This window comes from Halobaculum litoreum, assembly GCF_030127125.1.
GTDB lineage: Archaea > Halobacteriota > Halobacteria > Halobacteriales > Haloferacaceae > Halobaculum > Halobaculum litoreum.
Genome location: NZ_CP126156.1, coordinates 157,161 through 182,066, shown reverse-complemented (window position 1 = coordinate 182,066; position 24,906 = coordinate 157,161). Strand labels below are relative to the sequence as shown.

The following is a 24,906-nucleotide window of genomic DNA, read 5'->3' as shown; positions in this document are numbered from 1 at the left end:
GATCGGTCAGCCGTCGAACGGATCGACCGGGGCGACGGGCGACACCGCGAGCACCCACGCGATCAACAGTCCGGCGCCGACCAACTCCGGGATCGCGAGCCCGGGCCCGAGGCGGACGCCCGCGACGTACAGCCACCACTGCCCGAGGTGGCCGACGGCGAACGCGAGGCCGACGCGGCCGGCGGTCGCGCGCCGCCGTCGCAGGCCGTCGGTGACGAACACGACGGTGACGGCGAGGTAGAAGCCCAGCGCGACGGGAAAGTGCAGCGGCGAGTCCGAGGGGAACACGCCGACGCCGGCCATCAGCAGCATCGCCGCGGCGAACTCGACGGCGAGGAGCCGTCCGCCCACGTCGTCGCCGGCGGTCCACAGCGCCCACGCGTACGGGAGCCCGACGAGGCCGGCGAGGATCAGCCCCCAGTTGAACGCGGCGGCGACGGCGGCGGCGTCGGCGACGCCGAGATCAGAGAGGGCGTTCCCGGTCACGGAGAACCACGGCGCGAGCGCGACGGCGGCGGCGATGCCGCCCAGCGAGACGACGGACGCGCCCGCCCCGGAGACGGCGGCGACGCGGCGGCGGAGCTCGGTCATCGTTCCCCCCTCCGTCGCCGGGGAGTTGGGTGTTTCCCACCCCGGCGGCGCGGCGGGACGGCGCCGGTTCCGGGGATTACTCGGGGTCGTCGTCGACGTGCTGCCCCCAGAACCCGGGGTGCTTCGCGACGGTCACGTCGCCCTCGACGGTCGTCTGACACGCGAGTCTGAGGCCCGCGTCGGGGTCGTGCGGGGGGACGCGCAGCCGGAGCCGCTCGCGGCGCGTCGGCGGCGACACCGCCCCGTCGACGCGGACCGCACACGTGCCGCAGGAGCCGAGCCCGCGGCAGTTCACCGTGTCCGCGCGTCCGTTGTGCGGCGTCAGCCCGGCCGCTCGCAACACGTCGCGGAGGGTGTCGCCGCGCTCGCAGTCGATCTCGGCGTCGCGAAAACGGACAGTCGGCATACCTTCCGTACGGAGGCGACCGACAAAGCGACGGCGGCCCGACCGTCCGGCGGTCGCCGGGGCGCCGCCCGACCGCCCGCTTCCGGCTCCCGAACGCTTTCGGTCGCGACGCGCCGACTCCCGGCGATGAACGACTTCGACCTGCCGCCGATCGGGCTCGGCACCTCCGCCAACGACGACTTCGAGGAGTGCGCGGAGACGGTGCGGACGGCGTTGGAACTGGGCTATCGCCACGTCGACACCGCCCAGATGTACGACAACGAGGCGGCCGTCGGCGAGGGGATCCGCCGGGCCGACGTCGACCGCGACGAGGTGGTCGTCGCGACGAAGGTCCACCCGGACAACCTCGCGTACGACGACGCCACGCGCACGGCGCGCGAGTCGCTGGAGCGCCTCGACCTCGACGCCGTGGACCTGCTGTACGTCCACTGGCCGATCTCGGCGTACGACCCCGAGGAGACGCTGCGCGCGATGGACGACCTGCGCGCCGAGGGGCTGTGCGACCAGGTCGGCCTGTCCAACTTCACGCCGGCACTCCTCGACGAGGCGCGGGACCTGCTCGACGCGCCCGTCGTCGCCCACCAAGTCGAGTGTCACCCCCTGTTCCCGCAGGCGGAACTCCGGGCGTACGCCGTCGAGCACGGCCACACGCTCGTCGGCTACTCCCCGCTGGGTCGCGGCGAGGCGCTGGACGACCCCCTGCTCGCGGAGATCGCCGAGAAACACGACACGAGCACGGCCGCGGTGTGTCTCGCGTGGGCGTTCGCACAGGACGCGCTCGTGCCGATCCCGAAGGCGACCGGCGACCACGTCCGCGCCAACTTCGCGGCGCAGGAACTGGAGCTGGACGACGAGGACCTCGCACGGATCGCCGACTACGACGTCCGCGAGCGGGTCATCGACCCGGACGCGGCGGCGTGGAACCGATAGTCGGGGCGGCGCCGCTCACAGTTCGACGCCGAGCCGTCCGAGCGCGAGCAGGAACAGGTAGCCGACGACCCCGAGCGCGAACAGCAGCGCCGGGAGGACGAACGGCCCGAACACCGACACGAGCGCGTCGACGGGGCCCAGTTGCGCGAGGACGGGCACGAGCACAGCGTGGTGCGGCGACGGCTTAACGGCCCCGCCCGTCGGCCGTGTCGCCGGCGTCGTCGGCGGTCGCCTCGCCCCCGACGGGTCGGGGCCGCCGCCGTCCGTCGCGGCCGAGTCGGCGCCGGCCCCGGCACGCCCGACCGGCACCCCGGACGCCGCGTCGGCGGGCGCCCCGTCGGCGTGGACCGTCACGTCGCGGCGGGGGTACGGGATGTCGATCCCCGCCTCGGCGAACCGGTCGTGGATGGCGCGGTTGAGCCGGTGGGTCGCCTTCGCGCGCCGCGTCGGCGACGCCACCCAACAGAGGAGTTCGTACTCCAGCGCCGAGTCGCCGAACCGCCGGAAGCGACACCGCGGCTTGGGGGAGTCGAGCACCAGGTTCTCCGCGAGGGCGATGTCGACGAGCAGCGCCTCCAGGTCGTCGAGGTCGGTGCCGTAGGCGACGCCGACGGGGACGCGGATGCGCCGCCGCCGCGAGGGCGCCGACTGGTTGATCACCTTCGTCGCGTTGAGCACGGAGTTGGGGACGGTGACGAGCACCTCGTCGCGGGTGAGCAGCGTCGTCGAGCGCACGCCCACCTTCACCACCGTCCCGGTCTCGCCGGAGTCCAACTCGACGAAGTCGCCGACGCGGTAGGTGTCGTCGAAGTACAGCGCGACGCCGCCGAAGAAGTTGGCGACGGTGTCCTTGGCGGCGAAGCCGACCGCGATGCCGGCGATGCCCGCCCCCGCGAGCAGCGGGGTGACGTCGATCTCCCAGATGTAGAGGACGGTGCCGACCGTGCCGGCGGCAACGAGGATCGTCCAGACGTTGGAGAAGACCGGCGCGAAGTCGTAGCGGGCGCCCTGCTCCTGCAGGTAGTCGACCGAGCGGTTCACCGTCTCGTTGAGCCCCCACGCCCACAGGACGACGACGACGGTGAGGGCGGGGTCGCCGAAGAAGCTCTCCAGCTCCGCGGCGGTGAACGGCACGGCCGCGACGACGGCGTCGAGGCGCGTGAGGAGGAACACCCCGCCGAGCGCGAGCGACGTGACGAGCGGCACCCGGATCTCCGCCAGCGCGATCTCGTCGAGCCCCGTCTCGGTCCGGGTGACGAACCGCTGGGCGGCCCGGATGACGACGAACTCGGCGACCAGCGCCGCGCCGAGCGAGAGCGCGAGGACCGCGAGGGCCGCCTGCCACGGCGGGAGGGCTTCCAACGAGGCGAGAACGTCCATGCATCTCGGGGCCGCCGCCGGGACTTATACCTTCGCCGCCCGCTTCGCGGCCGCGCCGCCCGCGGCCCGAGCGTTCATGTCCCCGACGCCCCCACGCCCGGACGTGTTCAGACGGGGCCACCTCGGCGTCGCGATGCTGACGCTGTCGCCGATCACCTTCTGGCTGTTGTCGACGGGCTACCCGGTGTTCGCCGCGCTCGTCGCCGGGACCGTCCTCTACCTCGCGATGCTCCCGGACGTCGACCACCGGATCCCCGGGATCCCCCACCGCGGGCCGACCCACTCGCTGCTGTTCGCGGGGGCGGTGGGGGCGGTGTTCGCCGCCGCCGCCTCGCTCGTCGAGCCGGTGTTGTCGGTCGCGGTCCCCGGCGGCGTGTCGATGGTCGCGTTCGGCTTCCTGCTGGGGTTCGGCGCGGTCTTCACGCACCTGCTGGGCGACGTGATCACGCCCGCCGGCGTCAACTTCCTGTGGCCGTACCCGCGGGAGTGGTCGCTGTACCTCACGCCCGCCGACTCGACGCTGTGGAACTGGGGGCTGTTCGGGCTCGGCGTGTTCGCGATGGCCGGGTCGGTCGCGCTGGCGGTGCGGGGGCTCCCGATCTGACGACCACAAGACCTATCGCCGAAGCGTGAGCCGTGGCGTGCATGGTCCTCCTCCAAAGCGCCGGCGGCGCCTTCGCGTTCCTCCTGTGGCTGTTGTTCACGGCGCTGTTCATCTACATGGTGTACTGGACGTACAAGGACGCCCAGCGCAACAGCCAGCACCCGGCGTTCCTGTGGGCGATCGTCGTGTTCCTCGCGCCGCTGCTGGGCCTCGTGTTGTACCTCCTGCTCGGCCGGAACTGAGGCGCGTCCCGCGCGACGCCGCGGCGGCCGACGTCGCCCGCGATCGGGGGTAGGGATTTACCCCGGGTCGTCGAAGCCAGCCCCATGAGCGAGGAGTCCGCCACCCCCGAGTTGCTCGACGACGCCCAGCGCCGCTTCCCCGTGCCCGACTACGACGAGGTGCCCGCCGACGTCCGCGAGCGACTGGACGAGGAGACCGAGCGCGCCGGCTTCACGCCGAACGTGATGTCCGCGCTGGCGTACAAGCCGAGCCACTTCCGGGCGTTCCTCGACTTCCACGACGCCTTCGTCGAGGACACCACCCTCGACCGCGCGGAGGTGGAGATGATCGTCGTCGCCGTCTCCGGCCGGAACAACTGCCTGTACTGCAACGTCGCCCACGGCGCGCTCGTCCGCATCTACGCGAAGGACCCCCACCTCGCCGACCAGTTGACGAGCAACCACCGCACCGCCGACGTGAGCGACGAGCGCATGGCCATGCTGGAGGTGGCGGTGAAGCTGACGGAGGAGCCGGACGCGGTGACGACCGAGGATCTGGACCTCCTGCTGGAGGCGGGCTACTCGCAGGCGGAGGTGTGGGACATCGGGATGGTCGCCGCCTTCTTCAACTTCTCCAACCGGATGGCGACGTTCGCCGACTGGCGGCCCAACGAGGAGTTCTACACGATGGGGCGGTAGGCGGCCCCCGCGACGGCGGGAGCGACGCGCCCTCAGTCGGTCGACTCGACCTCGTACTGCTCGGGCACCGCCGCGATCAGGTCGAGGGGGTCGGCGTCGCCCTCGACGGTCACGACGTTCGCCTCGTGGTCGGCGGTGACGCGCTCGACGCCGTCCAGCGCCTCCAGCGCGTCCACCACGTTCTGTTCGCAGCCGCCGCAGGTCATCCCGGTGACGGTCAGCGTCGTCATGCCTCGGGGTAGCCGATCCGGGGTGATGTGGATTTCGGTGTCGGAGCCGGACCGTCGCGCCGCTTTGGGACGCTGTGTCGATTGCGTGTGTCGCTTTGGTTTCGAAGATCCACGCGGCGATCCGGTCGCGGTCTCGAAGGCACAAACCGCATGAATAGGGCCCCCGTACTAGGTGGTATGAGTGACCGGAACCGCGTGACGATCGACGTCGGCGGCATGACCTGCGCCAACTGCGCCGCCACCATCGAGGACGCCGTCCGGGATCTGGACGGCGTCGGCGAGGTGAGCGCCAACTACGCCACCGACGAGGCGACCGTCGAGTTCGACCCCGAGCGCGTCTCGCTGGCCGACCTGTTCGACGCCGTCGAGTCGGCCGGCTACGACCCCATCGCCGAGACGGTCACGGTGGGGATCACCGGGATGACGTGCGCGAACTGCTCGGCGACCATCGAGGACGCCGTCGGCGCCCTCCCGGGCGTCGTCGCCGTCGACGCGAACTTCGCGACCGACGAGGCGACCGTGCGCTACGCGCCGTCGGTGACGACGCGCGAGGACGTCTACGACGCCGTCGCGGCGGCGGGGTACGAGCCGATCCGCGACGACGACGGCGACGCCGAGTCCGCGAAGGACGCCGCCCGCACCGCCGAGTTGACGCGCCAGCGCCGACTGACGCTGTTCGGGGCGGCGCTGTCGGTGCCGCTGTTGGCGATGCTCGTGTTCGAACTGTTCGCGCCCGGCACCTTGCCCGAGACGATCCCCGGCACGGGACTCGCGATCGGCTGGGTCGCGTTCGCGCTCGCGACGCCCGTGCAGGTCGTCCTCGGCCGCGAGTTCTACGAGAACTCCTACACGGCGCTCGTCGTCAACCGCCGCGCCAACATGGACGTGCTCATCGCGCTGGGGTCGTCCACCGCGTACGGCTACTCCGTGGTCGCGCTGTCGGGCGTGCTCCCGCAGGCGGGGCTGTACTTCGACACGGCCGCGCTCATCCTCGTGTTCATCACGCTCGGCAACTACCTCGAGGCGCGCTCGAAGTCGCAGGCCGGCGCCGCGATCCGCTCGCTGCTGGAGCTGGAGGCGGACACCGCCACGCGCGTCCGCGACGACGGCACCGAGGAGGAGGTCGCCATCGAGGACATCGCCGTCGGCGACCGCCTGAAGGTGAAGCCGGGCGAGAAGGTGCCGACCGACGCCGTCGTCCGGGAGGGCGAGTCCGCCGTCGACGAGTCGATGGTCACCGGCGAGTCCGTCCCCGTCGAGAAGGCGGCCGGCGACGAGGTGATCGGCTCGACCGTGAACGAGACGGGCGTGCTCGTCGTCGAGGCGACGAAGGTGGGCGAGGAGACGGCGATCCAGCAGATCGTCAAGCGGGTGAAGGAGGCGCAGTCGCGCCAGCCCGACATCCAGCGCCTCGCCGACCGCATCTCGGCGTACTTCGTCCCCGCGGTCATCGCCAACGCCCTGCTGTGGGGCGGGGTGTGGTTCCTCGCGCCCGAGACGCTCGCGGGCGTCGTCGGCGCGCTCCCGCTGTGGGGGCTCGCGGCCGGCGGCCCCGCCGCCGTCGGCGTCACGGAGTTCGCGGTGTTGGTGTTCGCCTCGGCGGTGCTCATCGCCTGTCCGTGCGCGCTGGGGCTCGCGACGCCGGCGGCGACGATGGTCGGCACGAGCATCGGCGCCCAACACGGCGTCCTGTTCGAGGGCGGCGACGTGCTGGAGCGCGTCCGCGACGTCGACACCGTCGTGTTCGACAAGACGGGCACGCTCACCCGCGGCGAGATGACGCTCACCGACGTCCGCCCGGTCGCGCCCGCGACCGACGGCGCCGCGCCCGCCGGGGAGGAAGCGGAGCCGACCGACGACCCGGCCGAACGCCTGCTCGCCGCCGCCGCGACGGCCGAACACGGCAGCGAACACCCCATCGCCGAGGCGGTCGTCGCCGGCGCCCGCGAGCGCGGCGTCGAGCCCGGCGAGCTCCAGGTGCTCCAGAACGTCTCCGGGAAGGGGATCCGCGCGCGCACCGAACACGGCACCGTCACCGTCGGCAAGCCGGAGCTGCTGCGCGACGACGGCGCCGACCCCGAGCCCGCGATGGACGCGATGCGGGAGTTGGAGTCGGCGGGGAAGACGGCGATGCTGGTCGCGCTCGACGGCGAGCTGCTGGGCGTGCTCGCGGTCGCCGACGAGGTGCGCGAGTCGGCCGAACACGCCGTCGCGGCGCTGCGCGAGCGCGGCGTCGCGGTCCACGTGATCACCGGCGACAACGAGCGGACCGCCCGCGCGGTCGCCGAGCGCGTCGGCGTCGACCCCGACAACGTCCGTGCGGGCGTCCTCCCCGAGGACAAGGCCGACGCCGTGGAGGCGATCCAGGCGGACGGCTCGCGGGCGATGATGGTCGGCGACGGCGTCAACGACGCGCCCGCGCTCGCCTCGGCGTTCGTCGGCGTCGCCATCGGCTCGGGCACCGACGTCGCCATCGAGGCCGCGGACGTGACGCTGATGCGCTCGGACCCGTACGACGTGGTGAAGGCGATCAACGTCTCCGAGGGGACGCTCTCGAAGATCAAACAGAACCTGTTCTGGGCGCTCGGCTACAACACGGCGATGATCCCGCTGGCGTCGCTGGGGCTGCTCCAACCGGTCCTCGCGGCGGGGGCGATGGCGCTCTCCAGCGTGTCGGTGCTGGCGAACAGCCTCGCGTTCCGGTCGTACGACCCCGACGAGCGCTACCGGATCTTCGGTCGGTTCCGGTAGGCCCGTCGGCGTCCGTCCTCCCGGTTACAGCGTCCCGTCGGCGCCCATCTCCCGCACCTCGGCGGCGCGTTCCCGGATCGCGGCCCACTCCTCGTCGTCCTTCCCGTCGACGTGGGAGTACATCAGCCCCATTCGCCCCGTCCCGCGGAGCGTCTCCTCGTTGTCCTTCAGGAAGTCCCAGTAGAGGGCGTTGAACGGGCAGGCACCCTCGCCGGTCGTCTTGGTGTGGTAGTACGGACACCCCGAGCAGTAGTCGCTCATCCCGTTCACGTAGTTCGCGGAGGAGGCGTACGGCTTCGAGGAGAGCGCGTCCGTCGCGAACGTTCCCATGCCCACCACGTTCGGCGTCGTCACCCAGTGGAAGGCGTCGACGAAGCCGAGGTGGAACCAGCGGTTCAGCTCGTGGGGGTCGGCGCCGTAGATCAGCGCGAAGTTCGCGAGCACCATCAGGCGCTCGATGTGGTGGGCGTAGCCGTGGTCGCGGACGTGCCCCACCGCCTCCGAGAGACACACCATGTCCGTGTCGCCGGTCCAGTACGCCTCGGGGAGGTCGCGCGTCTGGTCCAGTTGGTTCGCCTCGCCCATCGCCGGCATCGACTCGCGGTACACGTGGCGCATGAACTCCCGCCAGCCGATCACCTGCCGGACGAACCCCTCGACGGAGTTGAGCGGGACGTCGGTCTCCGGGTCCTCGTAGGCGTCGACCGCCGCGTCGACGACCTCACGCGGGCCGAGCAGGCCGAGGTTGATCGCCGGCGACAGCAGCGAGTGGTCCAGCGCCCACTCCCCCCTCGACCATCGCGTCCTGGTACGGCCCGAACTCCGGTAGGCGCACCTCGACGAAGTGCTGCAACGCCGTCAGCGCCTGCTCGCGGGTGACCGGCCACACGAAGTCCGCGAGGTCCCCACTCCCCCCAGTGGTCGTCGTAGCGCTCGGCGACGAACGCGTGCACCTCCCGCGTGATCGCGTCGGGCTCGAACTCCGGGATCGGCGGCGGCGACCAGTCCTCGGGGGGCGTCTCGCGGTTCTCGTCGTCGTAGTTCCACTCGCCGCCCACGGGGTCGTCGCCGTCCATCAGGACCCCCGTCTCGCGGCGGACGTGGCGGTACCAGTGCTCCTGTCGGTACGTCGCGCCCGACCCGCCGTTCGCGTCGGCCCAGTCGTCCCACTCCGCCGGAGTGGTGAGGAAGCCGTCGTTGGCGACGAGCGTACAGTCGCCGCCGCGTGCCTCGACCATGTCGCGCAGGCGCTCGCCGGCGCCGTGGCTCGGGGGGCGCTGGAAGACGAGCGCGTCGCCCGGGTTCGCCTCGAAGTAGCGGTCGAGCCCGTCGCCGAACGACTCGGCCTCGACGTACGTCACGTCGTACCCGTCCGCGCGGAGCGCGTCGCGGGCGTGGCGCATCGCCGAGAACACGAGCGTGAGCTTCTGCGGGTGGTACGGCATGCGCTCGGCGAAGTTGTGCGCCTCGATCATGAGGACGTGGTCGTCGGACTGGAGCGGTGCGGCGTCGCGGTGCAGTTGGTCGCCGAGGAGCCAGACGGTCATTGGGGGTGGGTGGGGCTTCGTGGGTGGTGGGACGGTGAGAAGGCGGTGCCGGCGGGCGGGTCGATAGCGATCCCACGGACGGCGAGCGTAAGGTCGTTGTGGCGGGGCGTCGGGGGCCGGGCGGCGGCCGCGGTGTCGCGGCTTACTCCCCGAACAGCTCCTCCTCGCGCTGGCGCAGCTCGATCCGGCGCGTCTTGCCCGAGGAGGTCTTCGGCAGCTCGTCGACGTACTCGATCCGGCGCGGGTACTTGTACGGCGCCGTCTCCGCTTTCATGTACTCCTGCAGTTCGGCGGTCAGCTCGTCGCTCCCCTCGTAGCCGGCCGCGAGGACGACGTACGCCTTCACGACGTTGCCGCGCTCCTCGTGGGGGGAGCCGACAGCCGCGGCCTCGGCGACGGCCTCGTGGGAGACGAGCGCGTCCTCCACCTCGAACGGGCCGATGCGGTAGCCCGCAGAGAGGATGATGTCGTCGGCGCGCCCCTCGAAGAAGAAGTAGCCGTCCTCGTCCTCGCGGGCGAGGTCGCCGGTGCGGTAGTAGTCGCCCGAGAACGTCTTCGCGTCGAGCTCGGGCTTCTCGTAGTACTGCTCGAAGATGCCCGGACAGCCCACCGGCACCGCCACTTCACCGATCTCGCCGGGCTCGACTTCCTCCTCCTCTTGGGTGTCGATGATCGTGGTGCCGAGGCCGGGCGTCGGCTTCCCCATCGACCCCTCCTTCACGTCGATCCCGGGGTAGTTGGAGACGAGACAGACGGTCTCGGTCTGCCCGTAGCCGTCGCGGGGCGTGATGCCGTACGCCTCCTGGAGCGCCTCGATCGGCTCGCGGTTGAGCGGCTCGCCCGCCGACAGCGCCTCTTTCAACTCGAGGTCGTAGTTCGAGAGGTCCGTCTGGGTGAACATCCGGTACTGCGTCGGGACGGCACACAGCCGGGTGACGCCCTCGCGCTCCATCACCGAGAGGAACTCGTCGGCGTCGAACTCGCCCTCGTACAGCAGTTGGCGAGCGCCGGTGGTGATGCCGACGCCGACGGGCGACCAGAACCACTTCGCCCACCCGGTGCCGGTCGTGGCCCACAGCAGCTCCTCGTCGAGGTCGACGTCGTCGGCGGCGACGCCCGGCGCGTCCGTCCCTTCCGCGGTGACGCCCCACCAGTACGGCGCGTTCACCAACTCGAACGCGCGCATCCAGCGGTGCTTGTGGAGGACGGGCTTGGGCTGGCCCGTCGTCCCGGAGGTGTAGTTGATGCTCATGGGGTCCTGTGCGCCGACCGCGGGCCCGTCGTGCTCGGTCGCCCGCCCGTCGAGCAGGTCGTCGAACGCGTGCCAGCCCTCGGGGCTCCCGTCGAGACAGATCAGGGTGTCGACGGGCGTGTCGTCGACGATCGGGTCGACCATGTCGACGAGCGACTCGTGGGCGACGACGGTCGTCGCCTCGCAGTCGTTCGCGCGGAAGGCCAAGTCCTTCGGCTTCAGCATCTCCGAGCACGGCACGAGCAGCGCCCCCCGCTTCAACACGCCGAGTTGGACGGCGAACGCGTCGGGGTGGCGCGGGAACAGGTGCATGACGCGGTCGCCCTCCCCGACGCCAAGTTCCTCGAGGGCGTTGGCGAAGCGGTTCGTGTCGTCGTGGATGTCCGCGTACGTCCGCTCGGCGCGCGTCCCCTCGTCGTCCAGGAACGTGACGGCGACCCGGTCGCCGTACGCCTCCGCGTGGCCCTCGATCACCGCCGGGAGGGTGTAGTCGTCCGGGATGTCCCACTCGAAGTCGGCGACGGCGGCGTCGTAGTCGACCGGCATACGCTGACCGTGGACAGTATCGGGAATAATCGTTTGGGTCCCGTTGGCACGCACCGGGGGCGGCCGGTGTGCCACGGACACCCGTGTTTTAGTCGTCCCCCCGCGAGGCTCGCGACATGGAGTACACCACCCTCGGCGACACGGGGATGACCGTCTCGCGCATCTGTCTCGGCTGCATGAGCTTCGGCGACCCCGACTGGCGCGACTGGGTGCTCGGCGAGGAGGCGGGCCGCGAACTCGTCGACCGCGCCGTCGAGTTGGGTGTGAACTTCTTCGACACCGCGAACATGTACTCGGACGGCGCCTCCGAGCGCGTGCTCGGCGACGCGCTCGCGGAGTACGACCGCGACGAGTTCGTCGTCGCGACGAAGGGGTACTTCCAGATGCGCTCCGAGGACCCCAACTCCGGCGGCCTCTCCCGGAAGGCGATCCAACAGGAGTTGGACAACTCGCTGGAGCGCCTCGGGATGGAGACGGTCGACCTGTACCAGACCCACCGCTGGGACTACGACACGCCCGTCGAGCAAACGGTGCGGGCGCTCGACGAGGCCGTCCGCGACCGGAAGGCGCGCTACGTCGGGGCCTCCTCGATGTGGGCCCACCAGTTCGCCGACGCGCTCCACACCGCCGACGCGCTGGGGCTGGAGCGGTACGTGACGATGCAGAACCACTACAACCTCCTGTACCGCGAGGAGGAGCGCGAGATGCTCCCGCTGTGCGAGCGCGAGGGCGTCGGCGTCGTCCCGTGGTCGCCGCTCGCGCGCGGGTGGCTCACGCGGCCGGTCGACGAACTCGACGCGACGACCCGCGGCGAGAGCGAGGAACACGCGCGTCGCCACCCGTACCTCGAGGGCGGCGGCGAGGAGATCAACGCCCGCGTCGCCGAACTCGCCGACGAGAAGGGCGTGAAGATGGCACAGGTCGCGCTCGCGTGGCTGTTCGAGCAGGACGCGGTCGACGCGCCCATCGTGGGGACGACGAGCGTCGAACACCTCGAGGACGCCGTGGAGGCGCTCGAGCTGTCGCTGTCGTCGTCCGACGTCGAGTACCTCGAGGAGCCGTACGAACCGGTGCGCGTCTCCGGGCACGAGTAGGCGTCGAGCCGTCCGCGCGCCCCCGAAACCGGCCGACGACGGCTCGACCCGGGATCGGCGGCACGCACACCCTGCCCGCCGTTATGCGGTGCGTACCTAAGTGCCGTGCTCCCAGTTACCACGCATGGTGTACGTGGAGACAGCGACGTTCGAGTGTGGCTGCTGCGGGCGGCAGTCGCCGTCGACGTGGATCGACTACGACCGGCTCGGCTACCCCGTGTGTCCCGACTGCGGCCGCGTCGACCGTCCCTTCGCCGTCCGGCCGTTCGGCGCCGGCGTCTCCCGACCGCACGCGGCCGCCGAGGTCGACGCGGCCGGTCGCGACCCGTCGACGCGCCCGGAGCCGCCGGCCGAACCGCCGCGTTGACGGCGTTCGACGGCGGATCACCCACCGTGCCCTGGACCCCCGTCGACACGGTCGACCGGTACGAGGAGTGGGAGCGTTCGGACGGACTCGCGACCCTCCGGGTGCGCGAGCGGCGCGGCGGCGGCTACGTCGTCCGGCTCGACCGCCTCGAACAGGCGCCCGACGGTCGGGCGTACCGCCGCGAACGCGTCGCCGACCGCGAGGCCGCCGAGGCGCTCGTCGACGCGTGGAAACGGGAGTTCGACCTCCCCGAGGACGCGTGAGGCCCGGGCGCGGACGACGCCCGGGAGGCCGCCGCCGCCTCAGTCGTCGCCGTCCTGGAACCGCTTGGTCGTCTCCACCAGCGGGTGGCGCGCGTAGTCGACGACCTCGATGTCGGCGATCGACGTGAGCCCCTCCTTGCGGGCCGTCTTCTCCATCCCGAGTTCGACGTGGTCCGCGATGACGATGACGTACGCGTCCATCTCCTCGATGCCCAGCCGGTGGGCCGCCATCACGCGGTGGTGGCCGTCCGCCAACACGAGGGTCCCGTCGTCCTCCACCTCGCCGCTCGCGCTGGGGTTGTCGATGACGACCAGCGGCTCGGCGAGCCCGCGCTCCAGTTCGTAGCGGCGCCCCTCCAGCTCGTCGGCGTACACCCGCGCCTGCGTCGGCACGAGGGCCGCCAGCGACACCCGGCGGCGTTCCTCGCTGGTGGAGACGCCGTGGATCTCCTCGAGCGTCCGCATCAGCTTCCCCACCTTCTCGGGGGTCGCCCGCTCGATGTGCGAGCGGATCACGTCGGTGTTGGAGATGATCCCGACGAGGTTGCCCGCGTCGTCGACGACGGGGAGCTTCTGGATCCCCGACCGCAGGATCACCCGCCCGGCGTCGGTGATGTTCATCTCCGGGTGGGCGACGATGATGTCGTCGCTCATCACCGTGAACAGCGGGGCGTCCGCGTCCGCCGAGAGGAGGTCGCGCGCGGAGACGAAGCCGACGACGGTGCGCCCGTCGGTGACGGGGAAGCCGTTGTGGTTGCTGTCGATGATCCGCTCGACGGCCTCGCGAACGGTGTCGTCGGGCGACACCGTCGCCACGTCCCGGGTCATGTACGCCCGCACCTTCGCCTTCGACGTGTCCGCGGCGGCGTCGCTCATTCGTCGGCGGTTCGACGGCGGGCGGCGTAAGGGTTCCTCCCGACGGGTCGGGGCGGACTCCCGGGGGCCCGTGCGTCAGTCCTCGTCCGGGAACGCGACGACCCGCTCGCTCGACCGGAGCGGCGCCGCCGGGGCGTCCTCCAGCGTCTCGAAGAAGCGGCCGGCGATGATGTCGCGGACGATCTCCGTCAGCGACTCCTTGGAGCCCTCCTCGACGTCGCCGAGGATCCCCAGCGGGATCTGCGCGCCCGCCATGTCGGCGTGGCCGCCGGCCGAGCCGATCTGGTCGAGCGCGTCCCGCAGCGTCTCGCCGAGGTCGATGCCGGCGCCGCGGGCGCGCCCGGAGGCGTAGACGACGCCGTCGCGGAAGCCGTACACGAGGGTCGTGTCGACCCCCTCCATGTCGAGCAGGCGGTCGGCGGCCTGCGCGAGCGCGTCGCGGTCGGTGATCTCCCCGACGCACGACGCGAGGGCGCTGCCGCGTCGCTCGCGGTTCTCGATGGCGCGCGCGAGCACGTCCAACACCGCGGGGTTGAGACTCGGCGTCTCCACCCGTTCGAGCACGTCCGCGTCGGCGTCGGCCAGCAGTTTGGCGGCGGCGTCGAAGTCGGCCTCGCTCACCTCCCGGGTGAAGTCCTTCGTGTCGACGCGGATCCCGTACAGCAGCGCCGTCGCCACCTGGCTGTCCGGTCGCAGGCCGAACCGGTCGAGGTACTCCGCCAACAGCGTCGACGTCGCGCCGACGTCGTCGCGCAGGTCGATGAACCCCGCGTCGATCGGCTCGCGCGGCGGGTGGTGGTCGACGACGACCACCGGCTCGATGTCCGTCGGGAGGCTGTCGTTGACCCCCGGCCGCGAGTGGTCGACGAGCGCGAACGCCGCGAACTCCTCGCGCGGGTCGACGTCGGGGTCGAGCCGCCGCATCTCGATGTCGAGGAGGTTCACGAGCGCGCGGTTCTCCTGGTGGGAGATGTCGCCGTAGTACACCGCCTCGGCGTCCGTGCCGGCGAACCGGGCGATCCGGACCAGCGCCACCGCCGCCGCGATGGCGTCGGGGTCGGGGTTGTCGTGGGCGACGACCGCCAGCGTGCCGTCGACCGAGCGCAGCGCCCGCACCATGCGGCGCAGGCGGTCGGCGGTCGCCCCCGTCGCCACCTCGAGCACGCGGTCGGCGGTCGCGCCGATGGGGTCGATGATCCGGTCGGCGACCTCGCGCAGCGCCCGGAGGTCGGCCTCGGTGGCCTCCTCGCCGGCGTACGCGACGATCACCGCGTCGGGGTACCGCTCGCGGGCGCGGTCGGCCGCCGTGAGGTTCCCCGTCGTCGACGGGCCGGCGACGACCACGAGGTCGGCGGTGTCGGGGTAGTTCGCCGGGTCGTGCGGGTCCGCCTCGACCGCCGAGACGTTCTCGTCGCGCAGCGCGGTCGCGCGGCCGCTGTCGCCGGTGATCACGTGGAGCTCCCCGGGGCGGCCGGTGAGCTCCTCGACCACCTCGGAGCCGACGGAGCCACAGCCCAGCACCAGCCGACGCATCACAGAACCACCTCGGACCGGGAGCGGAAAACCCTGCCGTCCTCCGTCGCCGCCGCCGGCGCGCGGCCGTCGACGGCCGCCGCTGGGGGCGAACGCGCGTCGGAGAAACGGCAGCGAACCCGCGGCGGGTGCGGCCGCCGGTCGCCGTCCCCTCTACGGGAGGATGGCGACCGCGGCCGACTGCGCCGTCTCGATGACGGGCGCGAAGCCGGGCAGCAGCAGCACCGTCGCGACGGCCGCGAACACGACCGCGGCGTACAGCGCCGTCGGCGTCGAGCCGAGCTCGAACTCGCTCGACGGGTCGTTCAGCCACAGCGCCTTCACGACGCGGCTGTAGTAGAACAGCGACAGCGCGCTGTTGACCGCGCCGACGGCCGCGAGCCACCAGAAGCCGGCCTCGACGGCGCCGGCGAACAGGAAGTACTTCGAGAAGAACCCGCCGAACGGGGGCAGCCCCGCCAGCGAGAACATGAACACGGTCATCGCGACGCACGCCAGCGGCGCCTTCTCCGACAGGCCCGCGTAGTCGTCGAACGTGCGGCCGATGTCCCACTGCTCGGCGAGCGCGACGAAGAGGAACGCCCCCGTGTTCATGAAGCCGTACACGAGGAGGTGCGCCATCGACGCGCCGAGCACGTTGCCGCCGGCGCCGCCGGTGAAGGCGGCGAGGCCGATGAGCGCGTAGCCCGCGTGGCCGATGGAGGAGTACGCCAGCATCCGCTTGACCTCCTCCTGGGTGGCCGCCGCGAAGTTCCCGAGCGTCATGGTGACGACCGCGAGGATCTGGAACAACAGCACCCAGTCGATCCCCACGTCCACCGGGAAGCCGGTGACGAACACGCGGAACGCGAGCGCGAACCCGGCCGCCTTCGAGGCCGACGAGAGGAACCCGGAGACGGGCGCGGGCGCGCCCTCGTACGCCTCCGGCGCCCAGAAGTGGAACGGGACGGAGGCGGTCTTGAACGCGAAGCCGCCGGCGATCATCAGGATGCCGACGCCCGCGACGCCGTCGAGGCCGGCGATGTCGCCCGACAGCGCGGCGTACACGTCCGGCAGGAGCAAGCTCCCGGTCGCGGCGTACACCAGCGAGATGCCGAACACGAACACCGCCGACGACAGCGCGCCGATGAGGAAGTACTTCAGCCCCGCCTCGACGCTGCCCGTGTCGCGCTTGAGGAACGCGACGAGCGCGTACGACGGCAGCGAGGCGAGTTCGAGCGCGACGAACGCGACCGCCAGCGAGTTGGCCGCCGCCATCAGCGACATCCCGGTCGCCGCGAACAACACCAGCGAGTAGAACTCCGCCTGGTACGCGCGGTCGTGGAGGTAGTCGTAGCTCGCGACCACGACGAGCGCGGTGACGGAGGCGAACAGCGCCTGGAAGAACAGCGTCATCCCGTCGACGACGAGCGCGTCGCCGAACAGCGCGATGGCGCCGTCGGTGCTCGGCTGGCCCGTCCCCGCCGAGAGGAACCAGCCGGCGAGGCCCAGCGAGGCCAGCGAGCCGACGGTGCCGACGCCGGCCAACAGCGCCGGGTTGGAGCTGTCGGGGTCGACGCTGTCGATCACGATGAGCAGCAGTCCGGTCAGTGCGAGCGCCAGCGCCGGCGCGAGCGCGGTCCACTGCGGGAAGCTGGTCGGCCTGGAGGAGCACGGGCTCCATCAGGCACCACCCCCCGACGACCGCGACCACCGGCTCGATCGCGTCAGTGATCATGTCGAAGAAGATGCCGGGCGCGACGCCCAGCGCGATGGTACACAGCAGCAGCACCGCCAGCGGCGCCACGTCGTGGAACGCCGCCCGGTGGACCTCGTAGTCCGAGTCGAGGCGGAACTCCCCGAACAGCGTCCGCTGCATCGCGAACAGGAGGTAGCCCGCCACGATGACGATGCCGAACATCGACGCCGCGGTGAACAGCGGCGCCGAGGGGATCACCGTCGAGGCGAACGCCCCCTGGAAGATGAAGTACTCGGCCGCGAAGCCGGCCATGAGCGGGAGGCCCATGTAGCCGAACGCGCCGGCGATGAGGATGCCCGTCGTGATCGGCATCCGGTCGGCCATCCCGGACATGTCGCCCACCATGCGCGTGTGGGTGACGTTGTAGATGACGCCGACCGCCATGAACATCAGCCCCGAGATGAGCCCGTGGGCGACCATCTGGAACGTCGCGCCGCCGATGCCCAGCCCCGTGTACGCGACGAGGCCGAGGATGACGTACCCCATCGACGAGACGGAAGAGTACGCGACGATCCGCTTGAGGTCCTGCTGGGCCAACGCGAGCATCGCGCCGTAGATGACCGACACCACGGCGACGCCCGCGACGACCGCCGCCACCAGCGGGCGCGTCGCCACGTCCGGCAGCATGGTGAAGTTGAAGCGCAGCAGCGCGTACGTCCCCATCTTCAGGAGGACGCCCGCCAGCATCACCGACACCGGCGTCGGCGCCTGCACGTGGGCGTCCGGCAGCCACGTGTGGACCGGGACGACGGGCACCTTCACCGCGAAGCCCGCGAACATGGCCGCGAACGCGACGAGCTTCAGGGTCGCCGGGTCGAGCCCGACGAAGCTCCCGAGTTCGCCGTTCTGCAGCGCCATCGTGATCTCCGGCAGCCCGAAGGAGCCGACGGGGAGGTTGAACACCAGCGCCATGAACCCGATGAACATGACGAGGCTGGCGATGTTCGTGTACACGAAGAACTTGATCGCGGCGTACTTCCGGCGCGGGCCGCCCCACACGCCGATGAGGAAGTACATCGGGACCAGCACGGCCTCCCAGAAGACGAACCACAGGAAGAAGTCGAGCGCGGTGAACACGCCCAGCAGGTTCGCCTCCATGAACAGCATGAGGCCGTAGAACTGCGACTGGCGCGAGTCGATGGGCGTCCACGCCGAGACGATGGCGAGCGTGGTCAGCACCGTCGACAACACGACCAGCGGGAGGCTGATGCCGTCGACGCCGACGAACCACTGCAGCTGGTAGCCGGCCAGCATCAGCCAGTCGAGTTGCGTCTGATAGGCGATGCTCCCGGCCATGAGCGCGTTGCCGCCGGCGTCGAAGCCGGCCCACATGTACAGGCTCCCGACCACCGGGACGAGGCTCAGCGCGAAGGCGAGCTTCCCGGCGTACTCGTCGGGCGCCAGCATGACGACCAGCGCGGCGAGGAACGCGAATCCGATGAGTGCTTCGATGATCACAGTAACCACCCCCCGAGAACGCCGAACAGCACGAGTAAGACCGTGAGCCCGAGCGTCACCAGCGCCGCGTAGTTACTCACCACGCCGGTCTGGATGCGCCGGACGCGCCGGCCCGAGAACAGGCTCACGCTGGAGACGGCGTTGACCGTCCCGTCGACGACGCTCTGGTCGAAGGTGTCCGCGGCGCGGGCCAACGGGAGGACGACCCGGTTCGCGAGGTACACCTGATACTCGTCCTGGTAGTAGTTGTCGTACAGCAGGTCCTTGGCGGCGCCGAGCTTGTCCGTGTGCTCGACGGGCTCGGGCACCGCGTACAGCCGGTACGCGAGCGCGAGGCCCAGCAGCGCCAGCCCGAGCGACACCGCGGCGCCGAGCAGGACCGTCGTCACCTCGCCGCCGATGTACGCCGAGGAGTACGGGTCGATCTCGGCGTAGTGGTGGACGGTGAGGTTCGTGAAGCCGCCGTCGAGCCACGAGTGGAGGAAGTCGACCTCCAAGCCCGTGAGGTACTTCACCGGCGCGAGGTTGACCACGCCCGCGCCCGCCGCGAGGACGCCCAGCACCGCGAGCGGCCCCTTCACGTTCCAGCGGACCGGGACGGGGTCTTCGGCCTCCGCCGTCCGGGCCTCGCCGTGGAAGGTGAGGAACACCATCCGGAACGTGTAGAACGCGGTGACCGGCACCGCGAGCAGGCCGAACACGTACCCCAGCAACAGGAGGGGCGCGCCGTCCAGCCCGTGGATCAGCGTCTCGAACAGGATCTCGTCTTTCGACCAGAAGCCGGCGAACGGGAAGATGCCCGCCAGCGCCAGCGACCCGGCGAGGAACGAGTAGTAGGTGACGGGCATCTTGTCCTTCAGCCCGCCCATGTCCCACATGTTCTCGTTGTGGTGCATCGCGAGGATGACCGACCCGGCGCCGAGGAACAGCAGCGCCTTGAAGAACGCGTGGGTGAGCAGGTGGAACGTCGCGGCCACGTAGCCGCCCGCGCCGAGCGCGAGCATCATGTAGCCGTACTGTGAGATGGTGGAGTACGCGAGCACCTGCTTCAGTTCGCGCTTCACCAGCCCCATCGTGCCGGCGAACAGCGCCGTGAAGCCGCCGACGAGGGCGATGACGCCCAGCGCCGTCGGGGAGACGGCGTAGAAGCCGTACATCCGGGCGACGAGGTACACGCCCGCGGCGACCATCGTCGCCGCGTGGATGAGCGCCGAGACCGGCGTCGGGCCCTCCATCGCGTCGGGGAGCCACGTGTGCAGCGGGAACTGCGCGGACTTGCCGACGACCCCGCCGAGCACGAGGAGGCCGACGACCGTGAACCACGCCTGCGTGCCGAGCCCGAGGAACGTGTTCGCCGCGAACTCGCCGTTCAGCGCCTGCTCCGCGAGCGCCGGGAAGCCCGGCGCGGCCTCGGTGCCGGCGAACTGCGCGGTGCCGAACGTCGCGAACACGGCGACGACGCCGATCAGGAAGAAGTAGTCACCGAAGCGGGTGACGAGGAACGCCTTCTTCGCGGCCGACGGCGGGCCGGGCTCGCGGAAGTGGAAGCCGATGAGGAGGTACGAGCACAGCCCCACCAGCTCGAAGAACATGAACGCCATGAGCAGGTTGTCGGCGACGACGAACCCGAGCATGGAGGCGGTGAACAGGCCGAGGCCGGCGTAGTAGCGCGGCAGGCCCGTCTGGCCGTCGTCGTTCATGTACCCCAGCGAGAACACGTGGACCAGCAGCGCCACGAGCGTCACGATGACGAGCATCATCGACGACAGCGGGTCGACGAGCACGCCGAACGTCAGTTCGAGCGGCGCCTCGGCGCCGGGGACGGCGCCGACCGCCCACGTGTAGATCGTTGCGTCGTACACCTCGCCCCCGGCCACGGTGGCCGCCATCGCGATCGACAGGACGAGCGACCCGGCGGTCGCCGCGATGCCGGGGATCGCCCCGCCCTTCGGGAGGAGGTCGCGCCCGGAGAGGGCGGTCCCCACCGCGATCAGGAACGAGAGGAACGGGAGCAGTACGATGGCCGGCGCGAAGTCGAAGATTCCTGCCATGGGTTTACCACCTCATCGTCGTCGCTTCCGTCACGTCGATGTCCTTGAAGTTGCGGTACAGCACCAGAATGATCCCGATGCCGATGGCGACCTCCGCGGCCGCCAGCGCCATCGTGAACAGGCTGAACGTCTGTCCCGTGACGTTCCCCCAGTAGAAGGAGAACGCCACGAGGTTGATGTTGGCCGCGTTGAGCATCAGCTCGACCGACATCAGGAACAACAACGCGTTCTTGCGCGTGAGCAGCCCGAACACGCCGATGCAGAACACGGCGGCCGAGAGGACCAGGTAGGCCTCGGGCGGGGCGAACATCAGTCGTCACCCCCGCGGAGCTTCTCGCGGATCTCCCGCCCCCCGTCGGTGAGGACGGCGCCGATGCCGCCCTCCTCGTCCTCGCTCTTGGCGAGGAACACCGCGCCGTCGATGGCGACGTCGAGCGCGACGGCGATGAGGACGAACGCCACGACGAACCCCTCGCCGGACACGACGGCCCCGGAGATGGCCCCCGCGTCGATGTTGAACATCGCGTAGCCGATACTGGCGGTGATCGACGCCCCCTGCTCGAAGCCCTGTGCCTCCCCGAAGGAGGCCTGCAGGAACACCAGCGCGAGGACGGCGAACAGCGCGACCGCCGCCAGCCCGGGCACGGGGTTGAAGTCCCGCTTCAGGCGCGGCCGCGACCCGTCGTTCGGGTCGTCGCTCACGCCTCGAACACCTCCATCGCCTCGGGTTCATCCTCCCTGCGCACCAGCATCACGGCGAACGTGATGAGGATCAGGACCCCGCCCACGTAGACGAGGATCTGCATGGCGGCCAGGAACTCCGCCTGTAACATCACGTAATGCACCGCGACGCTCAGGAGCGCGGCCCCGAGGAGGAGTGCGGAGTGCCACACGTCCTCGACGAGCACCACGCCCAGACTGCTGCCCACGGTGACGAGGGCGAACAGCGCGAACGCGATAGTCTCTACAACCATTACGGTCAACTCCCGCCGGAGTCCGTTTGAAGGTTTCGAGAACGGATTGCGCGTGTGGGTGCGCGTGTGCGTGCCGGCGGGCTGTCTCGGCCGGATCGGTTTTATACCAGTCCCGGCCGCCGCCGTCCCGCCCCGGCGGCGCCGCTGTCGAGTCGTCGAACCGAAGGGGGGAGAACCCGGGGCGGCCTACTGGTAGTCGACCTCGCCGTCGCCCTCGCCGATCCACGCGCCGCGGTCGGGGTTCCGGGAGTTGAGCGGGTCGATCCCCTTGTACCAGGGGACGTTCTTCAGCTGTTCTTTGTTGTAGACGAACTCGTCTTTCGTGTCGGCGGTGAACTCGAAGTTCTGCGTCAGCAGGATGGCGTCCACCGGACACACCTCCTCGCACAGCCGGCAGTAGATGCACTGCCCGATGTGGAGGTTGTACTGTTCGCCGTTGCGCTGGTCGTCCTGCACGATCTGGATCGTGTCGTTCGGACAGACGTTCTCGCACTGGCGGCACCAGATGCACCGCTCCTGGGAGAACTTGTGGACCCCGCGGAACCGCGGGCTCACCTCGGGCGCGACGTCCGGGTACTCGACCGTGAACGTCTTGCCGTCCAGCGCGTGCTTCATCGTCGTCGCCATTCCTTTCAGGATTCCGATCATAGCGTTGTGAGCACCCCCACGATCACCGCGGTGAGGACGAGGTTCGCGAACGAGAGCACCAGCATGCCCTTCCAGCCGATCTCGATGAACTGGTCGACGCGAAGGCGCGGCACCGCCGAGCGGAGCCACTGCGTGAGCAGGAAGAACGCCCAGATCTTCGCGGTGAACCAGACGATCCCCAGCGCCGCCGGGCCGGGCCCGGCCGGGCCGCCGAGGAACAGCGTCGCCGCGATGGCGCCGCCGAGGAAGATGTGGATGAACTCGCCGAGGTAGATGAGCACGAAGTACACCGAACTGTACTCCGTCTGGTAGCCGGCGACGATCTCCGTCGGCGCCTCGGGGATGTCGAACGGGTTGCGCCCGACCTCCGCGACGTTGGCGACGACGAACAGCGCGAACGCGAACGGGTTCACGAACGCGAACCACTGCGGGATCGCGATGCCGGCGATGCTGACGAACGTCGCCTCCTGCGCGGCGACGATCTCGCTCATCTGGAGCGTCCCCGTGAACAGCACGACGGAGACGCCGGTGACGATCAGCGGGATCTCGTAGGCGATGTTGGACGCGACGGCGCGCAGGCCGCCGAGCAGGCTGTACTTGTTGTTCGACGCGTAGCCCATCATGATCAGCCCGAGCGACGCGATGGACGACGCGGCGAACGCGAACGCCAGCCCGGTCTCGGGGTCGGCCAACTGCAGGCCGCTCCCCATCGGGATGACCGCGAAGCCGAGCAGCGCCGAGAACGGGATGAGCAGCGGACCCAGGTCCCACGCGGGCCGGTCGGCGCCCTCGGGCACGATCAGCTCCTTCGAGAGGAGCCGGACCGCGTCGGCGACGATGACGAACAGCCCGAACGGGCCGATCCGGTTGACCGCGATGCGGTCGGTGAACGCCGCCGTGATCTTCCGCTTGGCCCACGGGCCGGCGAACGCCGTGTTGATGAGCAGGAAGTTGGCGATGAGGAACGCGCCCAACAGCGCGGCGACGACGTCGCCGGCGATGCCGAACGCGTCCAGCCCGAGCAGGTTCGCGATCGTGTCGGGGAGCATCCCCTGTTGGAGCGGAACCGCCCCGGTCATCTGTCCACCTCACCGAGCACGATGTCCAGGCTGCCGAGCGCGGCGATGAGGTCGGGCACGTACTCGCCCTCCGCCATCTCGGGCAGCGTCTGGAGGTTCGAGAAGCACGGCGACCGGATCTTGAACCGGGCCGGCTTGTCCGTCCCGTCCGAGCGCATGTAGATGCCGAGTTCGCCCTTGGCGCCCTCGACCGCGCGGTAGATCTCGGTGTCGTCGTCCGGCTTCAGCGTGCGCGGCACGTTGGCCTGGATGGTGCGGTCCTCCTCGGGCCAGTCCTCGAGCAGGTCGATGCACTGCTCGATGATCTTCGCGGACTCCTCGACCTCGCGGAGGCGCACGAGCAGGCGGCTGTAGTTGTCGCAGCCGTCCTCGGTGACGACGTCCCAGTCGAGCTCGTCGTAGTAGCCGTACGGGTCGTCGCGGCGCAGGTCGTAGTCGACGCCGGAGCCGCGGGCGACGGGGCCCGTCGCCCCGTAGCTCTTGGCGACCTCCGGCGGCAGCACACCGGTGTCGATGGTGCGCATCTGGAGGATCTCGTTCGACGAGATGAGGTCGTGGTACTCCTCCAGCGCCTCCGGGAGGTCCTCGAGGAAGTCGCGGGTCTTCTCGAAGAACTCCTCGCGGGGCTCGGGCAGGTCCCAGACGACCCCGCCGAGGCGGAAGTAGTTGAACATCAGCCGCTGGCCCGTCAGGTCCTCGAGGATGTTCTGGGCCTTCTCGCGGTCCCGGATCGCGTACATGAAGATGGCGGTGAAGTCGCCGTACACGTCCAGCGCGAACGTCCCGACCGCGAGCATGTGCGCCGCGATGCGGCACAGCTCCGCGCCCATCGTCCGGATGACCTGCGCGTACTCCGGCACGTCGATGTCGGCCATGTCCTCGGCCGCGCGTGCGTACGCCCACTCGTTGAGCAGGCCCGCCGAGATGTAGTCCCAACGGTCGGGGTACGGCATGATCTGGTGGCGGTACGTGCCGTTCTGGCAGATTTGCTCCTCGCAGCGGTGGAGGTAGCCGATGTCGGACTCCACGTCCGCCACCTGCTCGCCGTCCAGAACCGTCTTCAGGTGGAGGACACCGTGGGTCGCCGGATGGTGGGGACCGATGTTGAGGTACATCGTGTCGGTGTCCTGCTCGCTGCGGTGGTCCTCCTGCAGCGGGTTGGCGTGCTCGCGCAGCGGGACGACCTGCGGGCGGTCCTGCTCGTAGTCCTCGGCCAGCGGGTGGCCCTGCCACGTCTCGGGCAGGAGGATCCGACGCAGGTCCGGGTGGTCGTCGTACTCGATGCCGACGAGGTCGTACGCCTCCCGCTCGTGCCAGTCGGCCGTGCGGAAGACGGCCTCGCCGGACTGCGAGACGGGGTTCTCGCGGTCGGCGGGCACGACGACCGAGACCTCCTGGGTCGGGTCGTCGTACTTCTTCAGGTGGTAGATGGACTCGTAGCGGTCCTCGTACTCCTGGGCCGTCACACACGAGAGGTGGTCGTACCCGGCGTCCTCCTTCAGCGTGGAGAGGACGGCCTGCACCTCGTCCGGCCGGACGACGTAGCCCGGCGCGTTCAGGTGCTCCTCGCGGCCGATCACGTGGTCGCCGAGCAGCTCGGCGAGCTCGTCGGCGGACTGTTCCTCGACGGTGGCCGGCGCGTCCGGCTCGGGTTCTTCCAGGCTCATG

23 protein-coding genes and 2 pseudogenes are annotated in these 24,906 nt (G+C 70.5%); 8 read left to right on the top strand and 17 right to left on the bottom strand.

The features are described 5' to 3' along the window. Window positions 1-6: 6 nt before the first annotated feature. Complete coding sequence (locus P0R35_RS01015; protein WP_284013395.1) at window positions 7-591, bottom strand: DUF998 domain-containing protein; 585 nt, start codon at window positions 589-591, stop codon at window positions 7-9. Window positions 592-667: 76 nt separating this feature from the next. Next, a complete protein-coding gene (locus P0R35_RS01010; protein ID WP_284013393.1) occupies window positions 668-997 on the bottom strand; it encodes a 2Fe-2S iron-sulfur cluster-binding protein in 330 nt (109 codons plus the stop codon). 126 nt (window positions 998-1,123) lie between these two features. On the opposite strand from P0R35_RS01010, the gene P0R35_RS01005 reads away from it, so the two are divergent. Continuing rightward, complete coding sequence (locus P0R35_RS01005; RefSeq protein ID WP_284013392.1) at window positions 1,124-1,927, top strand: aldo/keto reductase; 804 nt, start codon at window positions 1,124-1,126, stop codon at window positions 1,925-1,927. A gap of 15 nt (window positions 1,928-1,942) precedes the next feature. Here P0R35_RS01005 and P0R35_RS01000 read toward each other — a convergent pair whose 3' ends face one another. Further along, complete coding sequence (locus tag P0R35_RS01000) at window positions 1,943-3,307, bottom strand: mechanosensitive ion channel family protein (RefSeq protein ID WP_284013391.1); 1,365 nt, start codon at window positions 3,305-3,307, stop codon at window positions 1,943-1,945. Between the two features lie 103 nt (window positions 3,308-3,410). Here P0R35_RS01000 and P0R35_RS00995 point away from each other — a divergent pair, with 103 nt between their 5' ends. The 3 genes from P0R35_RS00995 to P0R35_RS00985 all read left to right on the top strand — a co-directional run bounded on the left by P0R35_RS00995 (window position 3,411) and on the right by P0R35_RS00985 (window position 4,831). Continuing rightward, window positions 3,411-3,911: a metal-dependent hydrolase gene (locus tag P0R35_RS00995; RefSeq protein WP_284013390.1), complete on the top strand. Its 501-nt coding sequence runs from the start codon at window positions 3,411-3,413 to the stop codon at window positions 3,909-3,911. A gap of 41 nt (window positions 3,912-3,952) precedes the next feature. After that, entirely contained in the window at window positions 3,953-4,153 is a 201-nt protein-coding gene (locus P0R35_RS00990) for a PLDc N-terminal domain-containing protein (protein WP_432765018.1), read from the top strand. 84 nt (window positions 4,154-4,237) lie between these two features. Next, complete coding sequence (locus tag P0R35_RS00985) at window positions 4,238-4,831, top strand: peroxidase-related enzyme (RefSeq protein ID WP_345782753.1); 594 nt, start codon at window positions 4,238-4,240, stop codon at window positions 4,829-4,831. Window positions 4,832-4,863: 32 nt separating this feature from the next. Here P0R35_RS00985 and P0R35_RS00980 read toward each other — a convergent pair whose 3' ends face one another. Then, a complete protein-coding gene (locus tag P0R35_RS00980) occupies window positions 4,864-5,061 on the bottom strand; it encodes a heavy-metal-associated domain-containing protein (protein ID WP_284013388.1) in 198 nt (65 codons plus the stop codon). A gap of 177 nt (window positions 5,062-5,238) precedes the next feature. Between P0R35_RS00980 and P0R35_RS00975 the strand changes: the two genes are divergently transcribed. Continuing rightward, on the top strand, window positions 5,239-7,812 hold the full coding sequence (locus P0R35_RS00975) for a heavy metal translocating P-type ATPase (RefSeq protein WP_284013387.1): 2,574 nt from the start codon (window positions 5,239-5,241) through the stop codon (window positions 7,810-7,812). A 24-nt stretch (window positions 7,813-7,836) separates the two neighbouring features. Here P0R35_RS00975 and P0R35_RS00970 read toward each other — a convergent pair. Together P0R35_RS00970 and P0R35_RS00965 are read right to left on the bottom strand one after the other, a co-directional pair. Continuing rightward, window positions 7,837-9,359 (bottom strand): annotated as a pseudogene (locus P0R35_RS00970) (cryptochrome/photolyase family protein). Window positions 9,360-9,501: 142 nt separating this feature from the next. After that, a complete protein-coding gene (locus tag P0R35_RS00965; protein ID WP_284013386.1) occupies window positions 9,502-11,157 on the bottom strand; it encodes an acetate--CoA ligase in 1,656 nt (551 codons plus the stop codon). Window positions 11,158-11,273: 116 nt separating this feature from the next. Here P0R35_RS00965 and P0R35_RS00960 point away from each other — a divergent pair, with 116 nt between their 5' ends. The 3 genes from P0R35_RS00960 (at window position 11,274) to P0R35_RS00950 (ending at window position 12,881) form a co-directional block, all read left to right on the top strand. Then, window positions 11,274-12,251, top strand: coding sequence for an aldo/keto reductase (locus tag P0R35_RS00960; protein ID WP_284013385.1), 978 nt, complete (start codon window positions 11,274-11,276; stop codon window positions 12,249-12,251). Window positions 12,252-12,375: 124 nt separating this feature from the next. Continuing rightward, on the top strand, window positions 12,376-12,618 hold the full coding sequence (locus P0R35_RS00955) for a hypothetical protein (protein WP_284013384.1): 243 nt from the start codon (window positions 12,376-12,378) through the stop codon (window positions 12,616-12,618). 26 nt (window positions 12,619-12,644) lie between these two features. After that, window positions 12,645-12,881, top strand: a complete 237-nt coding sequence (locus tag P0R35_RS00950) for a DUF7543 family protein (protein WP_284013382.1) — start codon at window positions 12,645-12,647, stop codon at window positions 12,879-12,881. Between the two features lie 39 nt (window positions 12,882-12,920). Here the strand turns inward: P0R35_RS00950 and P0R35_RS00945 are convergent, their stop codons facing one another. The 11 genes and pseudogenes from P0R35_RS00945 to P0R35_RS00895 all read right to left on the bottom strand — a co-directional run bounded on the left by P0R35_RS00945 (window position 12,921) and on the right by P0R35_RS00895 (window position 24,905). Continuing rightward, complete coding sequence (locus P0R35_RS00945) at window positions 12,921-13,757, bottom strand: CBS domain-containing protein (protein ID WP_284013381.1); 837 nt, start codon at window positions 13,755-13,757, stop codon at window positions 12,921-12,923. A gap of 75 nt (window positions 13,758-13,832) precedes the next feature. Next, entirely contained in the window at window positions 13,833-15,293 is a 1,461-nt protein-coding gene (locus P0R35_RS00940; RefSeq protein WP_284013380.1) for a DHH family phosphoesterase, read from the bottom strand. 150 nt (window positions 15,294-15,443) lie between these two features. Then, window positions 15,444-16,892 (bottom strand): NADH-quinone oxidoreductase subunit N, encoded by a 1,449-nt coding sequence (locus tag P0R35_RS00935; RefSeq protein WP_321170461.1) that lies wholly within the window; start codon window positions 16,890-16,892, stop codon window positions 15,444-15,446. Between the two features lie 67 nt (window positions 16,893-16,959). Then, window positions 16,960-18,486, bottom strand: a pseudogene (locus P0R35_RS00930) (complex I subunit 4 family protein); the annotation flags it as partial. Continuing rightward, a complete protein-coding gene (gene nuoL, locus P0R35_RS00925) occupies window positions 18,483-20,537 on the bottom strand; it encodes an NADH-quinone oxidoreductase subunit L (protein WP_284013378.1) in 2,055 nt (684 codons plus the stop codon). The pseudogene P0R35_RS00930 and the gene nuoL, both read right to left, overlap by 4 nt. A 4-nt stretch (window positions 20,538-20,541) precedes the next feature. Beyond that, entirely contained in the window at window positions 20,542-20,847 is a 306-nt protein-coding gene (nuoK, locus tag P0R35_RS00920) for an NADH-quinone oxidoreductase subunit NuoK (protein WP_284013377.1), read from the bottom strand. Continuing rightward, on the bottom strand, window positions 20,847-21,239 hold the full coding sequence (locus P0R35_RS00915) for a proton-conducting membrane transporter (RefSeq protein WP_284013376.1): 393 nt from the start codon (window positions 21,237-21,239) through the stop codon (window positions 20,847-20,849). The genes nuoK and P0R35_RS00915 overlap by 1 nt, the downstream gene beginning before the upstream one ends. Beyond that, entirely contained in the window at window positions 21,236-21,511 is a 276-nt protein-coding gene (locus tag P0R35_RS00910; RefSeq protein WP_284013374.1) for an NADH-quinone oxidoreductase subunit J, read from the bottom strand. The genes P0R35_RS00915 and P0R35_RS00910 overlap by 4 nt, the downstream gene beginning before the upstream one ends. 186 nt (window positions 21,512-21,697) lie before the next feature. Further along, complete coding sequence (locus tag P0R35_RS00905) at window positions 21,698-22,159, bottom strand: NuoI/complex I 23 kDa subunit family protein (protein WP_284013373.1); 462 nt, start codon at window positions 22,157-22,159, stop codon at window positions 21,698-21,700. Continuing rightward, window positions 22,156-23,238: a complex I subunit 1/NuoH family protein gene (locus P0R35_RS00900; RefSeq protein WP_284013372.1), complete on the bottom strand. Its 1,083-nt coding sequence runs from the start codon at window positions 23,236-23,238 to the stop codon at window positions 22,156-22,158. Before P0R35_RS00900 ends, P0R35_RS00905 begins: the two co-directional genes overlap by 4 nt. Beyond that, window positions 23,235-24,905: an NADH-quinone oxidoreductase subunit D gene (locus P0R35_RS00895; RefSeq protein WP_284013371.1), complete on the bottom strand. Its 1,671-nt coding sequence runs from the start codon at window positions 24,903-24,905 to the stop codon at window positions 23,235-23,237. The genes P0R35_RS00900 and P0R35_RS00895 overlap by 4 nt, the downstream gene beginning before the upstream one ends. Between the last annotated feature and the right edge of the window lies 1 nt (window position 24,906).